21 protein-coding genes are annotated in these 20,819 nt (G+C 36.8%); 8 read left to right on the top strand and 13 right to left on the bottom strand.

The window, feature by feature from the left end; genetic code table 11:
• The first annotated feature begins 53 nt into the window (after positions 1–53).
• The 3 genes from DM444_RS22670 (at position 54) to hemA (ending at position 2,659) form a co-directional block, all read left to right on the top strand.
• Positions 54–488: a hypothetical protein gene (locus DM444_RS22670; RefSeq protein WP_111290880.1), complete on the top strand. Its 435-nt coding sequence runs from the start codon at positions 54–56 to the stop codon at positions 486–488.
• A 20-nt stretch (positions 489–508) separates the two neighbouring features.
• The gene (locus tag DM444_RS22675) at positions 509–1,099 is read left to right on the top strand and encodes a globin family protein (protein ID WP_095955078.1); all 591 of its coding nucleotides are present in this window, start codon (positions 509–511) and stop codon (positions 1,097–1,099) included.
• A 255-nt stretch (positions 1,100–1,354) separates the two neighbouring features.
• Entirely contained in the window at positions 1,355–2,659 is a 1,305-nt protein-coding gene (hemA, locus tag DM444_RS22680; protein ID WP_111290882.1) for a glutamyl-tRNA reductase, read from the top strand.
• Between the two features lie 863 nt (positions 2,660–3,522).
• Here hemA and DM444_RS22685 read toward each other — a convergent pair.
• A complete protein-coding gene (locus DM444_RS22685) occupies positions 3,523–4,311 on the bottom strand; it encodes an anti-sigma factor (RefSeq protein ID WP_111290884.1) in 789 nt (262 codons plus the stop codon).
• The gene (locus DM444_RS22690) at positions 4,311–4,841 is read right to left on the bottom strand and encodes an RNA polymerase sigma factor (protein ID WP_111290886.1); all 531 of its coding nucleotides are present in this window, start codon (positions 4,839–4,841) and stop codon (positions 4,311–4,313) included. Before DM444_RS22690 ends, DM444_RS22685 begins: the two co-directional genes overlap by 1 nt.
• Positions 4,842–5,505: 664 nt before the next feature.
• Between DM444_RS22690 and DM444_RS22695 the strand changes: the two genes are divergently transcribed.
• The 3 genes from DM444_RS22695 (at position 5,506) to DM444_RS22705 (ending at position 9,250) form a co-directional block, all read left to right on the top strand.
• Complete coding sequence (locus DM444_RS22695; protein ID WP_236673041.1) at positions 5,506–5,883, top strand: hypothetical protein; 378 nt, start codon at positions 5,506–5,508, stop codon at positions 5,881–5,883.
• A 199-nt stretch (positions 5,884–6,082) separates the two neighbouring features.
• On the top strand, positions 6,083–8,122 hold the full coding sequence (locus tag DM444_RS22700; protein ID WP_262510520.1) for a TonB-dependent siderophore receptor: 2,040 nt from the start codon (positions 6,083–6,085) through the stop codon (positions 8,120–8,122).
• 21 nt (positions 8,123–8,143) lie between these two features.
• Complete coding sequence (locus DM444_RS22705; RefSeq protein WP_111290890.1) at positions 8,144–9,250, top strand: PepSY-associated TM helix domain-containing protein; 1,107 nt, start codon at positions 8,144–8,146, stop codon at positions 9,248–9,250.
• Between the two features lie 170 nt (positions 9,251–9,420).
• Here DM444_RS22705 and DM444_RS22710 read toward each other — a convergent pair whose 3' ends face one another.
• The 3 genes from DM444_RS22710 to DM444_RS22720 are packed head-to-tail and all read right to left on the bottom strand — an operon-like array spanning position 9,421 to position 12,821.
• Positions 9,421–10,656, bottom strand: coding sequence for a sensor histidine kinase (locus DM444_RS22710; RefSeq protein WP_111290892.1), 1,236 nt, complete (start codon positions 10,654–10,656; stop codon positions 9,421–9,423).
• A gap of 40 nt (positions 10,657–10,696) precedes the next feature.
• A complete protein-coding gene (locus DM444_RS22715) occupies positions 10,697–11,137 on the bottom strand; it encodes a response regulator (protein ID WP_109194853.1) in 441 nt (146 codons plus the stop codon).
• A gap of 13 nt (positions 11,138–11,150) precedes the next feature.
• On the bottom strand, positions 11,151–12,821 hold the full coding sequence (locus DM444_RS22720) for an ATP-binding protein (protein WP_111290894.1): 1,671 nt from the start codon (positions 12,819–12,821) through the stop codon (positions 11,151–11,153).
• A 446-nt stretch (positions 12,822–13,267) separates the two neighbouring features.
• On the opposite strand from DM444_RS22720, the gene DM444_RS22725 reads away from it, so the two are divergent.
• Complete coding sequence (locus DM444_RS22725) at positions 13,268–13,498, top strand: hypothetical protein (RefSeq protein ID WP_111290896.1); 231 nt, start codon at positions 13,268–13,270, stop codon at positions 13,496–13,498.
• 456 nt (positions 13,499–13,954) lie between these two features.
• Here the strand turns inward: DM444_RS22725 and DM444_RS22730 are convergent, their stop codons facing one another.
• The 7 genes from DM444_RS22730 to DM444_RS22760 form a co-directional block, all read right to left on the bottom strand.
• Positions 13,955–14,425, bottom strand: coding sequence for a hypothetical protein (locus DM444_RS22730; RefSeq protein WP_109193303.1), 471 nt, complete (start codon positions 14,423–14,425; stop codon positions 13,955–13,957).
• Positions 14,426–14,513: 88 nt separating this feature from the next.
• Entirely contained in the window at positions 14,514–15,698 is a 1,185-nt protein-coding gene (locus DM444_RS22735) for a DUF3570 domain-containing protein (protein ID WP_111290898.1), read from the bottom strand.
• Between the two features lie 18 nt (positions 15,699–15,716).
• Positions 15,717–15,950 (bottom strand): DUF4266 domain-containing protein, encoded by a 234-nt coding sequence (locus tag DM444_RS22740; RefSeq protein ID WP_109193305.1) that lies wholly within the window; start codon positions 15,948–15,950, stop codon positions 15,717–15,719.
• On the bottom strand, positions 15,947–16,840 hold the full coding sequence (locus DM444_RS22745) for an FAD:protein FMN transferase (RefSeq protein ID WP_317047875.1): 894 nt from the start codon (positions 16,838–16,840) through the stop codon (positions 15,947–15,949). Before DM444_RS22745 ends, DM444_RS22740 begins: the two co-directional genes overlap by 4 nt.
• 40 nt (positions 16,841–16,880) lie before the next feature.
• On the bottom strand, positions 16,881–17,315 hold the full coding sequence (locus DM444_RS22750; RefSeq protein WP_109193307.1) for a thioredoxin family protein: 435 nt from the start codon (positions 17,313–17,315) through the stop codon (positions 16,881–16,883).
• Positions 17,316–17,425: 110 nt separating this feature from the next.
• The gene (locus DM444_RS22755; protein WP_109193308.1) at positions 17,426–18,115 is read right to left on the bottom strand and encodes a VIT1/CCC1 transporter family protein; all 690 of its coding nucleotides are present in this window, start codon (positions 18,113–18,115) and stop codon (positions 17,426–17,428) included.
• On the bottom strand, positions 18,105–18,509 hold the full coding sequence (locus DM444_RS22760) for a hypothetical protein (protein ID WP_239455777.1): 405 nt from the start codon (positions 18,507–18,509) through the stop codon (positions 18,105–18,107). Before DM444_RS22760 ends, DM444_RS22755 begins: the two co-directional genes overlap by 11 nt.
• 267 nt (positions 18,510–18,776) lie before the next feature.
• Here DM444_RS22760 and DM444_RS22765 point away from each other — a divergent pair, with 267 nt between their 5' ends.
• Positions 18,777–19,205, top strand: a complete 429-nt coding sequence (locus DM444_RS22765) for a hypothetical protein (protein ID WP_111290900.1) — start codon at positions 18,777–18,779, stop codon at positions 19,203–19,205.
• 101 nt (positions 19,206–19,306) lie between these two features.
• Here DM444_RS22765 and DM444_RS22770 read toward each other — a convergent pair whose 3' ends face one another.
• Complete coding sequence (locus DM444_RS22770) at positions 19,307–20,815, bottom strand: sensor histidine kinase (protein ID WP_111290903.1); 1,509 nt, start codon at positions 20,813–20,815, stop codon at positions 19,307–19,309.
• Between the last annotated feature and the right edge of the window lie 4 nt (positions 20,816–20,819).

The following is a 20,819-nucleotide window of genomic DNA, read 5'->3' on the forward strand; positions in this document are numbered from 1 at the left end:
TCTAAAACCGCATTGATCAAGTACACGTAGATAATTTTAAAACCATAAAAATTATGAAAACTAATAAAATAATCAAAAAAGGACTTTTAATTCTGAGCGGCATATTTGTACTGTTTGCCGCGATTTTGCTTTTTCACATTATAACGGCCAAACCGCCCGTTTATGACACCCCGAATCTTCAGGTAAGCAGAATCGATTTTAAATCAGACATCGATTCTCTGCAGGCCAGAAAAATCTGTGCCGACCTGAGAAGCATAAAAGGCCTGACATCAGACTCTATCATCGTTAAAAGAAATGTTGTGGTGTACTTCCACAATAATAAAATTACAAACTCTGAGAAAGTTTTCAACGAGCTGATGGCTAAAGGACGTTACGATGCGCAGCGTTATATACTGCCGGCAAATTTAGCAGACAAAGAAGTATGCCCAATGAATCAAAATAGTTTGAGCTATAGACTGTCTCAAAAGATAAATCGTTTTTTTAATTAACCCTTTAATACTTTAAATTTATGAAAGTTTATTCAAAACTTACACTTAGTGTACTAATTGCTGCATCGGCAGCTATGATTTCCTGCAGCAGTAATGACGACGAAACCCCAGCACCGGTTAAGGCTTCTATCTACGAGCGTTTAGGCGGAACTAAAATGGTTTCTGATCCTGATAATTCCGGACAGATGATTGAACAGGGTCGTTTGAGTTTCCGCAAAGTGGTAAATTCAACTATCGGATTGATTGTTGCTGATATCCAATCGAACGCGTCGGGTAATCTGCAGGCACATTTTGCCCCTTTATTAGCAGAAACTGGAACTACCCAGTCTACCAATATTGCTAAATTATCAGATAACCTTACTGATTTCTTTTCGTTTAATACCGGAGGTACCAATGCTGTAAATACATATTCTGGTTTGAGTATGTCGGCTGCGCATGATCCTGCAAAAAATCCTCGTATGGGAACAAAATCAAGCAGTGCAGATTATACAAAATTTGAAGGATATGTTGGAGCTGCGGCCAATGCGAATGGCGTTGCTTCAAATACAGAACTTTATACTGATATTGTTGCTGTTTTGGAATCATTGAGAACTCCTATAGTTCAAAAATAAATTTCTTCTCAAAACGCTGCCTGAAAAAGGCAGCGTTTTATATTTCAATACTATTTGAAGTGCGGGACTCTTAACAATATTTTAGAATCAGTATATAAATATTTTGAAAGTCTAATATCATGTATAATGGCAGGAAATTATATAAAATCGCCAATTTGAATCGATGTATTGTAAAGCGATATAGTAAGTTCTTATAGCCTTGTTATATAAATTACTTAGTAATAATTTTTTGAACTTTTTAAGGAAAGCATAAATATGGAAAATTTTAATATGTCCAGATCTACCACTTTTTACGCATTAGGGTTAAGCTATAAGAAAGCAGATGCAGTTATAAGAGGAAAATTTAGTTTAGATGCTAAAGCACAATCTGATTTATTGATGCAAGCCAAAGCAGAAGGTATAGAATCATTGATTGTTACTTCTACTTGTAACAGAACTGAAATTTATGGATTTGCCCATCATCCTTATGAACTCATCAAATTGCTTTGCGAAAACAGCAATGGTTCTGTAGAAGAATTTCAGCAGGCTGCGTATATTTATAAAAATGAAGAAGCTGTTAACCATATGTTTCGTGTAGGAACAGGTTTAGACAGTCAGATTCTGGGTGATTTTGAAATCATCAGCCAGATTAAAACCGCCTTTAACAATAGTAAACGGGAAGGTTTGGTAAATACTTTTCTGGACCGGTTGGTAAATACAGTTATTCAGGCGAGCAAAAAAGTTAAAACGGAGACGAAAATTTCTTCCGGCGCAACATCGGTTTCTTTTGCATCAGTGCAGTATATTATCCAAAATGTGGCGGATATTGGGAATAAAAATATTTTGTTATTCGGAACGGGGAAAATAGGAAGAAATACGTGCGAAAACTTAGTAAAACATACTAAAAACAGCCATATTGCCCTTATAAACAGAACAAAAAACAAAGCCGAATTACTGGCTGGCAAGCTGAATGTTATTGTAAAAGATTATGCTGATTTAAAACAGGAACTGCAGCAGGCCGATGTGCTGGTTGTAGCTACAGGAGCACAAAATCCGACTATTGACAAAACATCGCTTGCTTTACAGAAACCCTTATTGATTCTGGATTTATCCATCCCTAGCAATGTAGATGCCAATGTAGAAGAAATCCCCGGTGTAACTTTAATACATCTGGATGATCTGTCTCAAATTACGGATGACACGCTGGAAAAAAGAAAACAGCATATTCCTGCTGCGGAAGCCATTATTGATGATCTGAAATTAGAACTGAATACCTGGGTGAACGGCCGAAAATGTGCTCCGACTATTCATGCCTTAAAATCCAAGCTAAATGATATTGTATCAGCAGAATTTGCTTTTCAAAAAAGGAAAACAACCCATTTTGATGATGCACAGATGGATTTAATCAGTTCAAGAATTATTCAAAAATTAACAAACCATTTTGCCAGCCATTTAAAAAATGAAAACACTTCAGTGGATCAAAGCATTGAATTCATTGAAAAAGTATTTCAGATAGGACAGCTTGCACCGGATAAGGCTTCTTCACCAATAGAAGAAAAATACAAAATCAATCTGTCATAAATGCTTAATCAGTTTCAGTTTCAAAGCTTACCAGAGTACTGAAACAAGCCATGCAAAAATAGAACCCGTCAGCTGCGGTGCACGCTGCGACGGGCTTGTCCATAAACATAATCTTCCAAAAAATGTTTACTTAATTCTGCATGGGAGTAATCAATTCCTCATTTGGTAAAGTTAGACTAATTAATTTGGTGATAATTACATGATTATTAATTAATTTTATAATCAGTTTTTTTACTATAAATTGCCTCACGTCATTGATCCATGTTATAAAAAAGGCGGGCCGGCGTACCAAACGCTTGAGGAGTAAACTAATTTTCTGCCTCAGCTGAGCAATAATTGATAATCAGAGAGTGAGAGTGGAAAATTCAATAAATGATAAATAGTTAACGATTTAATGGGTTTTCATTATTTCAATTACTAGAAATTTTAAAAAAAGAAGTATGGGGTCTATTCCATTTTTGGCGTTCGAATCCTGTTAACTTTTAACTTACGCTAAGTTTCAATTTATCTTATTTTTCAAGTGAATTTGGAAGATTACTATTTGAAATTGTTGGTCAAAAACAGTTTATAAACATCCTCGAGGGTTAAACGCTAAAAAACGTTAAGCTTAAACTTTTTAATTAAATAAAGTATAAGTCGAAAGTATCTAATTATTGAAAGGATGCTTTAAAATTCTACTTTGGCTGCACAAATTTAAACTATTAACAGAGAAACTATTCAAGTCAAAATTTGACGATGATTTTAGATTTTTTTACTATGGCTAAGGGGTTTGGTTAAAGTTCCGCCAGAGTGCAGATCGAATCCCAAAAAGCGCATATTGATTAGTATCAATATGCGCTTTTTAGTTAGGACTTTTTATGGAATTAGACTTTTCCTAAAGTATAAAGCTGCTCCATTGTAGGTGTACGGCTTCCCCCTGCAGGTTCCAGCGTGATCCCAAAAGCTTCAGCTGAATCGGTTTGGCTTACAGCGAAGATTTTTTGAGAGTTTTCTTCAAAATTATCCAGCAGACCAATACTTGTCGGTGTAATCACCGGACTTAGTTTTAAAGACCAAACCTGGTAAACCATTCCTTTTGGAGGGTTTGGCAGACCTGCCGCGTCGATATAAGTCGTTTTTGTTTCTTTGTTCCAGTACACTTTTGCAAATGATGCCGGAGATACTGATTGTCCGCCCAGAGTAACGCTTGTATTTTTAATGTCTCTCACAATGCTCAGATTTTTCTCAGTCTGTTTATTCTGCTGGTCTAAAATAGCATATTCTCTTTCAATTTTATTTTTTTTGCCTCCAGCCTCAGAGACTGCCTGTTTGGATTTTGCCAGTTCTAAAGTCTGATATCCAAAACCTAGCAATAATAATACTGCAGCCGCCCAGCCGAAGTATTGCGGCAGGTTTGATGCTGGTTTTATATCGACAACTTTAGTATGTTTAAGCTCTAAACGCGCTTTTATTTTCTCGAAATTGGCAGCCGAGTGGAAAGGTGAGAAGCTAGATGATAAGGCCGAAACAGCTTTTTCTATAGAAATGATTTCACTTTCAATCTCAGGGTTTTCTCTGGCCAGTTCGGCAATTTCCAGATTCTCTTTTTCTGTCAGCAGGCCGTAAACGTACATTTCTAAAATGCCTGACTCAATATATTGATTCGCTTCCATTATATCTTTAAATAATTCCTTAAGTCATTGATACAGTTCCTGTTTTGTGTCTTTACAGTTCCCAAAGGTATAGCTAATTCTTCTGAAGCTTCCTGCTGGGTATATCCTTTAAAGAATAGCAGATCAATAATCTCGATGCATTTTGGTTTCAGTTTTTTAACGAACTCCTGAATGCCAATTGCATCTAGTTTATTAGCTAATTTATTACTGTCATCTAACAGATTTACGAAATTATCCGAAGAAAGGTTTTTTTGGCTGTTATTAAAATTTTTGGATCGCAGCTTGTCAATCGATGTGTTCCTTGCAATATTAAGGATCCAGGTGTAGAATCGCCCCTTGCTTTCGTTATAAGAATCGATATTTTTCCAGATTTTTACAAAGACTTCCTGCAGGACATCTTCGGCTTCTTCCCGGTTTTTTACCAGAACATTTATGACCGAAAATAAGCTTTTTGAGTACATATCGTAGAGATGGGTGAAAGCCCTTTCATCTTTTTTGCGGATTAATACCAATAATTCTTCTTGGCTCATAGGATTGGATTTAAAGCTTAAATAAATTTTGATTTCTTAGAAAGTGGTAATGCCGGATAAAGGTAATTTATTTTTTACGTAACTGGCCCAAAAGCAGAAATAAAGGATATCACTTTCAAAATGCCAATTTTCGTGGGGTTATACTGAAGAATTTTTAGGAGCTCTTCCCGCTATACGTTCCAATCTTTTGCGCCGAACCCCGCCGCAAAAGGATTTCCACTGCTATCGGGGCTAAAAAGTTAAAAAGACAATTCGGAAACAAACCATTTTTTTGCTTTAGTGAAGCAACAGTTATATTTGAAAAAATGAGAGCGGGAAATTCAGTGGCTTTACAAATTTGGTTTAGTTATCCTGTTCAGGATTGATGTAAAATGAAAAAACAACCTATTTATTGAGTAAGATTGTCGTGACATTGCCACGACAATTGATCTTCAATTATGTCTTGACGGTCGCATTATTATGGTTATGCAATTGTTCTTTATTAGATTAACTTTTTAATGTTAACACCTTGAATTATGTTAAAAAAAACAGGTATGAGAGAACCGTTTTAATCCCAAGTATTATAAATAGACAAAGTGGTGTTTTTTGGTAAAGAAAACAAGAACTTTATTTAAGATAAAAACAAAAAAGAGTACTTTTGCGCTCCATAAACAAAACAATAACTTTGAAAAAGTATCTAATCGTATTGCTTGGCTGCATTATTTTAGTGCCATCATTTGGCAGTGTTTTTGTTTATGTATCTTTTAAACTAGAGCAGCAAGAAATTGTAAAAACAATCTGCGTACAGCGAAAAATGGTTTTTAATACCTGTAACGGACGCTGTGAACTTCAAAAAAGTCTAAAGAAATACGACGACAACGAAAAGAAAATGCAGAACAACCTTAAAGAAAAAACAGAGTTGGTTTACATTTTAAACACTTCAAATAAGACTTTCAAATTATTAGAACCTATTGAAATCAAAGCTGGCTTTTCGGCTAGATTCGACAATAAGCCTGTTTCTGTTTTAACAGAGACTTTCCGTCCCCCTTCTCTTTTTATATAAATTATAATTTCCATTGCAATTCCTATTGGAATAATTTTTCATTGTTGTATAACAATGAAAGATTGCTTGCACTTTAATAAAATTACAATTATATAAAAATTACAAAATGAAAAAAGTACTATTTTTTGTGGCAGCTTTGACGGCTTCACTACAAATCTATGCGCAAAAAAAAGACAGCATATCGGGCAAATATACCTTAATGGACGAGGTGATTATTGAAGGAGTCAGAAAGTCCAAAGATGTTTCCAGTGAACTGGCTTCTAAATTGCCACTCAAGAACCTGGAAAATCCTCAGGTGACCGCTTCGGTCTCACCGCAGCTTATTAAAAACAGAAATTTTTTCACTCAAGGCGAAATGCTCAAAAATGCCACAGGTGTTGCGCCCAGCTGGGCAGGAATTTCACCTTATTATTCCATCCGGGGATTTCGTACCCGATCGAGCTTCAGAAATGGCGTAAACGGTTATGTGGCCTCTGATATGGATCCGGCAAACATCGCCCAGTTAGAAGTAATTAAAGGACCAAGCGCTGTAATTTTTGGCGGAGGCGGCGCAACTATGATTACTTTTGGAGGACTAATTAATCGGGTTACCCTAAAACCACAACAGACCACTTTTGCTGACATTACTGTAATGGGCGGATCTTACAATCTGCAACGTGCAACTCTTGATATCAATACACCTCTTGACAAAGATGGAAAGGTTCTTGCCCGTTTAACCGGCGCTTATAACTACAATGATACTTTTCAGGACCAGGGTTTTTCAAAAACATTTTTTTTAGCTCCAAGTATTTCTTATAAAATCAGCGATGATTTAAATATTCAGCTTGATGCCGAAATTTTAAACAAAACCGCTACCAACAATCCGCTTTACCAGGTGGCTTTGGGGACTGCTAAATCAGCAGATGAACTCCATTTGGATTATTACCGTTCTTTCAATGACAACTCACTTACACTCAATAATAAGGCAGTAAATATTTACGGAAAAGTCATTTACAGGCTTTCAGAGAATTGGAAATCGGAAACCAATTTAATTTCAGTCAATAATAAAACTCCGGGCGATTACATCCGATTAAGATTAGATGATAACAGCCAGAATGTGACGCGAAGAGTGTACAGAATGTATCCGGAAAACATTACCAGCCAGCAGATCCAGCAGGATTTTGTGGGGAATTTCAAAATTGGCAGTGTGAAAAACCGGCTGATTGCGGGGGTTGAATACTATCATTATCTCTATGGGATTGCCAGTAAATCTATGAATTTTACTAAAGTTTCAGCTGCTGGGACAGATCCTGAGAATGCTAATTTTAATAATGAATACATTTCCGGTCAATTGGCCTTAAAACCCTATGGAGAGAATTATAAGGCAATTCAGGATCATTATTCCCTATATATTTCAGACGTTATCAACCCTTTGGAGAATTTAAGTGTAATGCTTAGTGCCCGAATCAATTACATCAATAACAAAGGGACTGAGGATTTATTAACAGCGACAACTACCGGGGATTACACACAAACGGCTGTTTCTCCGAAATTGGGAATCAATTACCAGATTATCCCTGAAAGAATAGCATTATTTGCTAATTATATGAATGGTTTTCAGCCGCAGGCACCGCAGTCGGTAAACGGGCAGATGACCAATTTCCAGCCCGTTTATGGAAACCAGTGGGAATCGGGAGTTAAAGTTTCCCTGAAAAAGAACCTGTTGGATGCCGTTTTGAGCTATTATAATATTGATCTAACCAATGCGGTAAGACAAAATCCAAATGATACGGCTTCCTATCTGCAGGATGGCGAGCAGCGCAGTAAAGGTTTTGAAGCAGATTTAGAATCAAATCCGATGAAAGGACTGTTTTTGCATGCTGGTTTTGCTTATAATGACAGTAAACTTATTGTTTCCGATGCACTTACTCAAGGGCTAAGGCCTGTAGATGCCGGTCCCAAACTTTCCGGAACCTGGTACGTGAATTACGCTCCGCAGTCAAAAGCTTTAAATGGCTTTTCATTAGGTATAGGCGGCAGTCATTATGGTAAAGATCTGATGATCAATAATATCAATGGCTCTTTTTATACGAATCCTTATACGGTAATCAACTCGGTGCTGAGTTTTGAGAAAACCCGTTATGTATTTTCACTTTCTGCCAATAACCTGCTCAACGAACATTATTGGTATGGCGGCCGTGGTATGGTTACTCCGGGAACCCTTCGCCAGGTGATTTTATCTTTGAAATTAAAATTGTAATGCTGTAATTCAGAACTTCCATTGAAAAAAATTACAAAGACCTCATTTAAACTGCACAGCTGCCTCGGATTGTTTTTCGGGGTACTGTATCTGTTTTTTGGAATTTCGGGCGCTTTATTGGTTTTTAAAAAAGAGATTGAGTATTTCAATAATCCGCCAATGCATTGCTGTGTAAAGGGCAGTAAAACCATTTCATTAAACCAGATGTATCATAAAGTCTCTGAGAGGTATCCCCAGGCGCGGCAGATCATGCTGCAGACTTTTCCCAGAAATAGCTGCGACACCTATGAATTTATGATTTTTAATTATCAGGATAATGTCAGCGATAATTATCTCTATTGCTGTATGGTAGACCCTTATTCTGGAAAAATTGTAGCAGAAGGCAGTTTTAGCTCTTTACAATCGCCTTTTTTCCGCTGGCTGTATGCTGCGCATTATTCCCTTTTAATTGATAAACCAGGCAGGCTTATAACGGCCATTGCGGCCATTGCATTAATTTTAAACTTAATTACAGGTGTGATCATTTATCGCAAAAAGATATTTGCTGTACTTGTTTTTAAAGAGAAGTTAAATCGTAAATCTTCCAGAACCCTTTATTCTTCGCTGCACAGGATTATTGGTGTCTGGACCCTGTTGCTTAATTTTATTCTTTTTTTTACAGGTTTCTGGATGAATAAAAGTCTTTTTTTACCTTCTGAATGGGAATTAATTTCTAAGAAAGAACAGAATTATCGGACAAGGGCAAATATTGACCAGGTGATAAAACATGCCCGGGAAATTCCAAATTTCAATCCAATTGCCGTAAAAATAGCTGCTGATAAAAAAACGGATATTATAGTAAGCGGTGAGTTTTCTGATACCCAAAACCCGCTGTATTTTGGTAAAGGCAGCGACGTTTATTATGACAGTGATAACGGAACTTGGATCAAAACCATACGCATTGAAGAAAAATCATTTTCCGACCGGTTTTATTGGATCATGAAACAGCTTCACAGGGGGGATTATGACAGTTTTTGGATAAAAATTTTGTATGTAATTGCCGGATTCAGTCCTGCAATACTTTCTATTACGGGATTTATTCTTTGGAAAAGAAAAGGCAGAAAAGAAATATCTAAAAAACACAAATAATAAAATGCCTGTTTTGTGATTTTAAAACTCGTTTAAATGGGGCTCCTGCTATGAGTTTAAAAATGTTTTTAATGCTCTTACATGCACTAATACGATAATTGAACAAATAGCGTGCAATGCCATTTTCCTTATTATCTAATAGATTTCTAAGGCTAAAATTAAATATAAATTTAAAATTTTTGTTTAATTACTGGGATATAAATGTTGAATAAAACGCCCTTGTTTAAATTACCATCAGCGGTTATAATTCCATTATGATTTTCTACAATTTTCTTTACAATAGCCAGACCAATTCCCGTTCCGGGATATTCCTCAATGTGATGGAGTCTTTGAAATATGATAAAGACAGTCTCGTTGTATTGAGCTTCAAAGCCAATTCCATTATCTTTAAAAGTAAGATTCCAATAGTCACAAACCTGCGTACTACCTGGCAGATTAAGCAGCTTGAATTCACTGTACTTAATTATAGTAGATTGTATGGTAATATGAAGTTCAATATCAGGTATAGAGAACTTTAAGGAGTTTGATATCAGGTTATAGATAAGCTGGCGAAATTGGAATGGCCTTATATAGGCAGGCACTAATCCGTTTATTTTAAAAACAGCTTTTTTTTGATCAATTGCATCTGAAAATTCTGATTTAATATCTTCGATTACAGCACTCAAATCACTCACTTCATAGGGATGTTCCAGTACACTCACTTTTGAAAATTCCAGTAAATCTTCAATAAGCTGTCTCATTCTTGTTGCCGAGACATGTATGCGTTTCAAATTGTTTTTTCCCGCCTCAGTCATCGTGTTGATCTCTTTTTCCATTATAATGGAAATGAAAGTCTGAATTTTTCGCAGCGGTTCCTGCAGGTCATGGCTTGAGATAAAATTAAAAGCAAGCAGTTCTTTATTTGCATTCAATAGCTCAATTGCTCTTTTTTCCTTCTCCGCATTTTGGAGTTCGAGTTCCTGATTTGCCTTAAGCAGTGCTGCAGTCTGTATTTTTAGTTTTTCAATAAGCTCTTCTTTCTGAACTAATTCTTCTGCTTCTTTCAGGGCACGATTTATTTTTTGGATAAGGGATGAGAAATTATTTTTGGAAACATAATCCGTAACACCTTCTTTTATAAGCATGACAGCATTTTCTTCCCCAATAGTACCTGAAATTATGACAAAGGGTATATTAAGGCTCCTGTCTTTTACTATTTTAAACGCAGAAACAGCATCAAATGAAGGCAGCGTATAATCTGATAGGATAATATCGGGCAAAAATGTATCAAGAGATTCTTCAAAAACATTTCTTGAATCGACTATTTTTGTTACAAACGACACCCCTGATTTTCTCAAGTGACGGATTAATAAATCTGCATCAGAAGTATTGTCTTCTAATATCAATGCTCTAATATCTTTTTTCATTTACTATAGAATCATAGTTTTAGGAATATAAGTTAAATCCTTAATTAGCAGGCTGGCTCAGGATCATCCAATACATCCCAAGTTCTTTTATTGCATTAAAAAAGTTGTTGCTGTCTACAGGTTTTACAATGTAACTGTTAGCACCAAGACTATAACATTCTGCAATGTCCGGATCTTCCTGGGAAGAGGTAAGAATGACTATTGGAATAGATTTAAGCGCATCATCGCTTTTGACTTTTTCCAATACCTGCATTCCTGACATCTTGGGCATTTTTAAATCCAAGAGAAGAAGTTTGGGATGTAATTTTGGATTTCTCTTTGAATAGATTCCCCTGCAGTACAGAAAATCAAGCGCTTCGGCGCCATCCTTGACATGCAGGAGTTTGTTTGTAAAGCCGCTTTTATTAAGAGCGCGCACGGTCAGCATAGCATCTTCCATGCTGTCTTCGGCAAATAAAATTTCAATATCTTCGTAATCCATTTTTTTTGTTTTTTTAATGTTTAATATTCGGCAGGCTGAAGTAAAATTCAGCACCTTCATCTAGTTTTGATTCTGCCCAAACTGCTCCCGAATGCCGGCTGACAATTTTTTGCACAATCGCCAGTCCAATGCCTGTTCCTGTAAATTCTTCCTGCGAGTGCAGACGCTGGAAAACGCCAAACAATTTATCATAATAAGCCATATCGAATCCTGCACCCCAATCTTTTATACTGTAGATGATTTTGTGGTCTTGCAACGTTGATGCTATTTTGATTTTTATCTCTGGCTTGTATTTTGAATATTTTATAGCATTAGAGATTAGATTGATCCAAACCTGTTTGATCAGTGAGGAATCTCCATTTGCTGGGGCAAGTTCTTCAATTTCAAAAATGGGTGTATTTTCACCTTTTTCAAATGTTATATCATTTATGACTCCATTTACTAGTGAGGTCATATTTATATTGCTAGATGAGACCTCTTTGCGTCCTAATTTGCTGAAAGCAAGCAGGTCATCGATCAATATTCCCATTTTATTGGAGTTGTTGACTATGGCTTGGATGATTTTTTTTCCATCATCATCTATTGAATCTGCATGGTCCTCTATCAGTATTTGTGTATAACCGTTAATCGCCCGAATAGGTGCACGCAGATCATGTGAAACTGAGTAGGAAAATGATCCCAGTTCTTCCTGCGCTTTTTTTAGTTCATCATTAGCCAGGGTCAGTTCACTGCTTCGCTTTTCCTGATAGGCAAGTTCTCTGTTTTTAACTATTAATTCTGCAGCCCTTTTTAGCTTTTCCACTTTTCTTTTCTCTTTCAAAATCTTTTCTGAAGCAAGTTTTTTGTTGGCTATTATAAGTTCAGCAGCACGTTTTTCTTTTTCAATACTCTGAATAGCCAGTTCTTTATTGGCGTTAATTAATTCTTCTGCTCGTTTTTCTTTTTGTTCATTCTGAAATTTTAATTCTTTATTTGCAATGATTAATTCTGCAGCACGGTCTTCCTTTTCCTTATTTTGAAAAGCAAGTTCTTTATTTGCAATAACTAACTCAGATGATCTTTTTTCCTTTTCCTGAGCTTGGACAGCCAGCTGTAAAAATTGTGTTTTGGAAAGTGTTATGTCTGTTGCTATTTTTAAGACCTTATAAGGTTTCCCTTGAGTATTGAAAATAGGATTATAACTGCCCGAAAACCATATTAATTTGCCGTTTTTCGCCGTCAGGATAAATTCGTCCCTTTGATGAATACCTTTTTTCAGGCTGTTCCAAAAAAACTGATACGCATTTGATTTTGAATAGGAGGGATCAACTAAAAGACTATGATGCTTTCCCAGCAAATCTTTTGCAGTGTAGCCCATAATTTTGAGGAAATTTTTATTGGCATTTAAAATATTGCCATCCATATCGAACTCAACAGATGCGTTTGTGGTGTTTATAGCATTTGTTAGATTTAACAAATACTGTTCATTTGCATCAAGTTGTTCTTTAAGTGCTAAAATTTCAGGTTCTATTTGCTTATTGTGAAATTCGGCTTTAATGCTGTTGCTAAAAGGCTGAACTGCTTTTTTTGATATTTTGATTTTCTGAAGTGGTAACTTTTCTCCTGTGGGATGTACCTTATTCTCTGAATTATTTTCATCAGAAAGCACTACTTCCTTAATACCATTTTTTTCTTTAATGCTCATAGTAAGCGATGTTTTATTTGAAAAATAACGGCAGTAATTTGCTGGAAAAGCACCTATATTTTAATAATTATTTAGAACGTATACCTTGATGGTAAATGAGGTAATTTTTATACTAAGCGAATATAGGTAAATAAAATGGTTATACAAGTTAATATCTTAGGCAGCGGCTATAATGCATATAATTTAGATATTTATTATAATTAGATTAATGGTAATTACAGCTATAAATCTGAACTGGAATTAATGTCAAAAAATTACCATAAATCAAGAGAGAAAAATACCTATAAACTTAGAGTGACTTCGAATCATAGATCAGCTTAGATTAAATCTTTAATAAAGCTACATTAAGACTATTGGGGATTGATGTAAAATGCTTTCTAAACATTGATGAACATATAATAGTAATGTGCAAAGTCATTTGATTTGGATTTTTCTTTTCGAAAAGTATGGAAGCTGAACTCTTGCTGTTCTCACCGATCCTGATGATTAAAAATATGGTGAATGGCAAAACTGGCATAGTGCCTTTAACTTCAGGGATGGATGATGAAATGAGGGAAATTTCTAAAGATCCAGATGTGCAACAGAAACTTAAATTTTCATTTGTTGGCCCTAAGAATACTGTAAAAAAAAATGACTTTTATCTTTCCTTAAGCACAATAAAATCAATGAAAGCATAAGTGTTTCAACTATTTTTAATTTTAAAGACAGAATTAAGTTCACCCAGCTTTCACTGAAGTAATGAAAGAAATCAATGGTACTTTTGCAAGTTTAGATCTAACAAATTAAATTCGAGCTGTCCATAAAAATTGTATAAAATACGTGTAAATTTAAGTTAGTTACAAAGGACCTTAATTCTATTGTAATAGTGCTTATTATTTTTGAATAAAAGTCAGTTATAAATATCAATTCCTTTCTGATTTATTTGTAAATTAACATCTGTTTCATGGAAAGGGTTCATTGTACTTAAATTAAGTCATGAACCCTTTTTTTATGAATCTAAATCATTGCAGCCGTTTTAAAACCGATCTGTAAAATAGACTGATTGAATAGCTTTTATGGATTATATTTTAAAATATGAGGTATTGGCTGCTCTTTGAAGATAAAAAAACAGGCTCCCCAAAGCCTCTTTTAAATTAATGTTTACCATTTCCTTTTCCCTTGCCATTTCCATTATGGTTTCCATTATCATGGTGGCTTTTATCTTTATTGTTTCCTTTTCCTGGCTTTTGTCCTATTGTTTTTTGAGGTTTTCCTTTATAGCCCTTTGCATATTTTACTTTATGGGATTTAAAGCTGTCGTAAGGCCTGTCTCCTCTGTAATCAGTCAGTACTACTTTATATTCATTATAAAGATCATAGTTTCGATAGGCAGAGGGAAGTGATCTGGTTCGCACCCATTTTCCGTTATTGAGATAAACATAATTGGACGTGCTTACATCGTAATAGGTTTCAAGATCCGGCAGATAATAATAACGGGCATCCGCATAACCGGCAGGTCCCCAGGCAGGAGGTGTTCCTATGTTTACATTTACTGATACCTGAGCCTGAGCGTAACCAAATGAAAGGAATAATACCCCGATCAAAAAATATTTTAAAGTTTTCATGATTTTACTTTTAAATTCATTATTATATTTGGATAAAAACAATAAACATGCCGTAAATTCATATCCATTACACTTGTTTGATTATGTGTTATTTATATTTTATGTTGATGCTGATAATATCAGAAGTCATATTGGTAGTTCTGGTATAATGCCCATAACGAATCTCCAGCGTATTCCAATGCTTGAGCCCAAAAATTCCATTAAGAGGTGTGAATTTCATTCCCATCCCAAAGAAACTGCTGTCAAACTTAGACAAATCATAGTTGCTGGTATAATATTCATCAGAAGCGGTGTGTTCGCCGTACGGTTTAAAATATTTCGTTCCTGTCTGTGTATAATACCTGTAGAACGGACTCACAGAAAACGCCTGTGTTAATTTTACAGGAATTTCAAGGTCAGCCGTATGTGCTTTGAGGCTCCAGTCATCGGTATAATATCTGTAATAAGCGCGAATAATTACGTTATCTCCCAAGAAATAACTGGCCCTTATTCCCAATGGGATTTTAAGTCTTGTATCGGGCATTTTTTCCTGATGGACAGAGCCGTCAGCAAAATAAACCCTGTGAAAAGGAAGACTTAAATAGCCATTCTGGCTGATGACGTCCCCTACAAGCATTAGCTGCAGGTTTTTGTTTACAACCTGGGAGTAGCTCAAAGTCCCTGCAAAAGTATTTCTGTTAGCACTTTCATAACCTTCACTTCCCGGAGCACGAAGTTCAACGGGCTCAATTAATTTGAGCTGATCTATAAAGGTCTGGAATTTGGCCGTGAATTCCCCGTTTCTGTCTTTTGTTTTCTGCGAGAAGGCAATATTTCCTCCAAAAGACTGGTAATCAAATTCCGTTGATGATGAAACGGCGATTCCAAGCGTTCTTCCTTTTTCTTCATTTTCCCTAAGGTAGGTCAAAGAAGGGTAGAAGCGGTTGTCTGAAGACGATGCAGATGAATTAGCGCTCAGGTCAATCATATCTGATGAAGCAGAGGTATAATGGTCAATACCGGCTTCAATATCAAAGGTATGCTTGATTCCGGTCTGGCCGTATTTTACCAGCTTAACATCAATGGTATTGGCAATATCAGTTAGATGCTCAGAACCGATTCCACCCGTAACGGCTGAATTGTTTCCGTCTTGTTTATAATAGCTCGAAACCAGATTAACTTCTTCCAATTTTAATTTATTGCTTTTATAACTGGTAGAATCGGCCGGGACATTCTGCGCCCTTGCCTGAAATAATGCCAATAATGCAAATCCTGTAATGAATATTCTTTTCATTTTTTGATCGTATGAAAATTAGTTACAGCCACAGCCGCCGCCGCTTTTTCCTGAATTGGCCCCGGAAGCTCCCTCACGGTAGGATTGAAAACTAAGTTCTGTCTTTTCTATTTTCCTGTTGGAAAGTACCATTTCAGAATCGTTGATTTTTCCTTTCTGGTATTCCTTTACAGAGGTGCAGGATGTGAGAAGAATGCCTGTTAAAGCAATACTGCATAAAAGCACGAGATTTTTTTGCCTTGGCTTTTTCATTTCAGGTTGATGTTTTTAGAAGTGTAAATTTTGTTGTTGTCGTCAATTATAATACAAAATAGATCCGGTATCTGATCTATTAAAAACAAGCCTGCTTTAATCCCCATTACCGCTATAGGAGTTGCCATAGCATCTGCAAATTCTGCATTTGAGGCGATAATGGTCACGCTTTTTATTCCCGATATCGGAAGTCCTGTTTTTGGGTCAATGGTATGCGAATATTTTTTTCCGTTAATGGTCACGAATTTTTCATAATTGCCCGAGGTTGCCACCGCCTTATTTGAGATTTCCATATAGGAGAATGCCGCATTTGGCGAGTCAGGATCAGCCACACCGATGGTCCATTTTTTGCCGTTGGGCTGCAGTCCCCATGCCGAAAGATCTCCGCTGGCATTAATTATGCCGCTCTGTACATTATGTTTTATAAGAATTTGTTTTGCCATCTCGGCAGCATATCCTTTTCCGATACCTCCAAAACCAATCCGCATTCCTTTTTCTTTTAGAAATACTGTTGTATTTTCCCTGTCAAGTATAATATTTCGGTAATCAATAAGGTGTACCATTTTGAGAGCGGTCTGGGCATCAGGAAGACTGGTCATGGATTTGTCAAAATTCCACAGACTTTTGTCGATACTTCCATAAGAAATATCAAATGCACCTTGTGTGATTCTCGAAATTCCGATAGATCTTTCAATAAGATTAAAAACCTCCAAATCTACTTTAACGGGTGCTATTCCTGCGTTATCATTGATCAGATTGGTCTGGCTGTCCTGTTTATAGGTAGTCAAAAGTTTTTCAATCCGTTTGATTTCCTGGGTGGCAAGTGCAATATTCTCATTTCCTGTTTTTTCATTTTCAGCAACAACTGTTATGGTAAAGCTGTTCCCCATGAGTTTTAGGGACTCGGAATATTTTTGGTTTTTAAGCATGTTATTTTCGGCTCTCACAGATCGCTTTTATTTCGGCAGTCCACTGTTCAGGAGTAGATTCGGGTTTTCCATGCCAGGTTTTAAGCACTTTTCCATCGGCATCCAAAAGAAGCGTCAGGGGAAAATTTCCTTCCTTGTTGTATATTTCGGCTAAATCTTCATTTCGTTTAACCTGCTGCGGTGTTCCGATATTTTTCTTTTTCCTTGGAAAATCAGCATTAACAAGTACCAGATTTTCATTTGCCATCTCTGAGAATACCTGGCTTTCAAGATAATCTCTGCGCGTCACAATGCAGGGTCCGCACCAGTCTGAACCCGAGAAGTTGAGCAGTATTAATTCATGTTTTTCTTTTGCTGTTTTTTTTGCATTATTAAAATCAGGTTCCCAGTTAATGGGAAGCACGGTCATTAAAAGCAATAATGTAATTAGTTTCATTTTGCAGTCTGTTTTTAGGTATATACGAAATAACGCATTGCTGCGATTCTTATTTTTTTTAATTGCTTAAGATTCAATTAATTTTTACTCCGGCTTCAGGACTGTTTTTCTTAAGCCGTATGAACCCCGAAAATATAACCGACCAAGGCTGAGGCTGCCATTGCAAAAGTTCCCCAGATGCAGATACGCATTACAGCTTTCAGCGTATGGGATCCCCCGGCCTTAGCGGCCAGCATTCCCGATAATGCCAAAAAGAGTATTGAAAAACCATACTGGTACAATACCATTTCTTTTATGGGAGCGAAAATAGCCACCAGCAGCGGCAGCAAGCCCCCTATGACAAAAGATACAGCTGATGCGAAAGCGGCCATTAAGGGATTAGCCTGGGTAATTTCATTGATTCCGAGCTCATCTCTCGCATGTGTTTGAAGTGCATTATGGGCTGTCAATTCGACTGCAACCTGTTTTGCCAGTTCACTGTTCAGCCCGCGCTTCATATAAATATGGGTCAGTTCCTCAAGCTCTGATTCAGGCATATTTTTAAGTTCCTCTTTCTCGCGGGTAAGATCAGCAGTTTCAACATCAGCCTGAGAGCTTACCGATACGTATTCGCCTGCGGCCATGGACAATGCACCTGCCACTAAACCGGCTGTTGCCGCCAGCAGAATAGGTTCTCTGCTCACGCTTGCAGCTGCCACGCCAATAGCCAGGCTGGTGGTGGATAAAATTCCGTCATTGGCGCCCAGAACTGCTGCCCTCAGCCACCCGCTTCTGGTGATGTAATGATTTTCAGCTTCCATGATTTTTTTGCATTAATTTAACCCAGTCCCGATTTTCAGATATTTTTGGACTGCCTCCAAAATTGGTTTTCAGCAGTTCCCTGATCTGAAATTGTGTCTTGTTCCGGGTTCTGTTTTTCCATTCATTAAAATCGTAAATATGAATCTGCTCTGCATTAGGATTTGCAATAAAAGAGATTCGGGATATGGAATACTTATATTTCTTCAGTTCATTTAAAGTACTGCGGCTGGGAACCACAATAAGTATGTTTTCCCAGTTCAGATAATCTTTAGCAATGTCATCTCTTTGCTCCAGTCCCAGAGACTCAAAGAAGGCTTTAATTTTTTGATTATTTAACCCTTCAATTTTTTTATCTATGTTTTTAAGAGTGTCCGAGAGAATCTCTCTATCCATAACATCCATTTTCATAGGTCTATAATTTCCAAATAAAATTACTTCAAAATACCTTTGGTTATCAGGCTGCTGCCGTTAGAATGATTCTAAATTTTATTCAGGCTTTTATTGCAGGATTAAATTGCAGTAAGTTAGCAGTACAATAACAGTATCGGCTTTTTAAAATGATGCGGCTCCTGGTCATGGCATCAGTAATGAAACATAATGAAATCAGGGTAACTTTTTAAAATTGAATAGGAGAATTAAATTTAACAAAGGAAAGTCTTCATGTATACCATAAATACACAGCTGGCATATTTTAACTGCAGTTTTAATTCTAAAAGGTTAATTCTAAATCTCAAATGGTTCAGACTTGACAAGGCCGATAGTTCCAGTTTAAACGCACTGTGCTTTAATAGTACTGAGCTTGAGCAGTTTCAGGCTTTTATAGGGCAAAATCCACTTAACTTTCCAGGTCAGTCTTTTGTGGAGCCCACTAAAATAGAAGAATTTGTTTTTTTTATAAACGGTAATGTTCCGCAGGGAATATTGTCATTTTACCCTGTTCTTTCAAAAAATGTAGATACAGACACTCATCCTTCAATTCATCAGGTCATGAAAATTGTCCTCACCGATGAAAATTATCAGCCTGCTGCCCATTACACATTGGATTTTGATGTGATTGGCAAGATTGAAATTTACAGGAATGCAAAATAAAAAAAATATGTGTTTATGAAGCTGTCTAATATTATTTTATCAGACAGATTGCTGTTATTTGTAAAATTGCTCTAACGGCGGGAAGTTGTAAATTTGAATTGCTACAGCGTATGGGCTTTTTGTTTTAAAGGAAGGGTCACTGTAAATTCGGCGCCATTGTCCTTTTCCCCGGCGGCTGTTATTTTGCCATTATGCCTTTCGGCAATCTTTCTGCACAGGGCAAGCCCAAGCCCGTTGCCTTCATACTCATCTTTGGAGTGCAGTCTTTCAAATGCCGTGAAAATCTTTTCTGCAAATTCAGCCTCAATACCAATACCATTATCCTTTATTTTGATCTGTACAAAATCCTGGCCGTCACTATTGATAATGCTGCTTGTTATGATAACCCTTGGAGGCTGGTCCGCTTTGGAAAATTTCAGGGCATTTTGGATCAGGTTATAGAATAGCTGGTTAATTAAAATCGGTGCTCCCTGAATCTGTGGAAGATCAGAAGTAATTAAAATAGCACCTTTTTCCTTTATGATCAGTTCCAGATCTATTTTGATGTCTTCAATAACCTCATTGAGATTGATTGTTTCTATGACCTGCAGTGTTTTATCCAATGTGGAATAAGTCAGAATTCCCTCGATGATATTTTCCATTCTCTGGGCGGACTGGCTTACTTTATGAAGGTATTTTTTGGATTTTTCATTAACATTGCCTTCTATGTCATTTCGTAAAAGGGTATTGAAAATTTTAATTTTTCGCAGTGGTTCGCGAAGATCGTGGCTCACTACGCTGGCAAAATGCATCAGATCACGATTGGAACGCGTGAGTTCATTTGTGCGGGCAGCCACCTGTTTTTTTAATTCCTCCTGAAATTCTTTATGCTCGTGTATATCCTGAACAATACCAATGATGGTCTTTGCAGACCCGTCCTTGTCCTTGATAATCTTTCCATTGATTTTAGCCCAGCGGTAGGCGCCGTCATCATTTAAAATCCGCGCTTCATAGCATATTTTTCCCGTTTCCTCGGACTGCTGGTGCGCTTTTTCGCGTGCCGGAAGGTCCTCTGGGTGCAGTTTGGCAATTAAATCGTCATTTGTTGTTTCGCTTCCAATCGAGCAGATCGTATTGAAATTTGCTGAAGTCTTGATTTTTTTGGTCTCAAGGTCTATTTCGTAGCTTCCTATCCCGGAACTTTCTATGGCTATGGTTAATTTTTCATTTGCTTTCAGGGTTTCTTCTTTTGCTTTGTGCAGATCTGTGATATCAGCGCCGGTATTAAGCACGCCATAGACTTTTCCATGCTCGTCAAATAGCGGAATAAAACTATAATTAAAGTAATGTTCGGTCATAATCCCATGCATGACCAAATCTACTTTTTTTCCTACAGCATGAAAGGCAGTTCCGGTTTTAAGAACGCCAAGGGCCTCATCGAGAATCTGCTGGTTTTCAATTTCAGGAACAACACTCAGATAGGTTTTTCCAAGTACATCATTTCCTTTGCCCCATGTTTTGATCATGGCATCATTGGCCAGTGCAATTTCTAAATTATCTCCCACATATACCCCGACGGGAAGAGGGATAGCATCAATTATATTTTGTAGAAGCCCTGGATTTCGGTACATAGCG

The sequence above is a fragment of the Flavobacterium ginsenosidimutans genome (genome assembly GCF_003254625.1).
GTDB lineage: Bacteria > Bacteroidota > Bacteroidia > Flavobacteriales > Flavobacteriaceae > Flavobacterium > Flavobacterium ginsenosidimutans.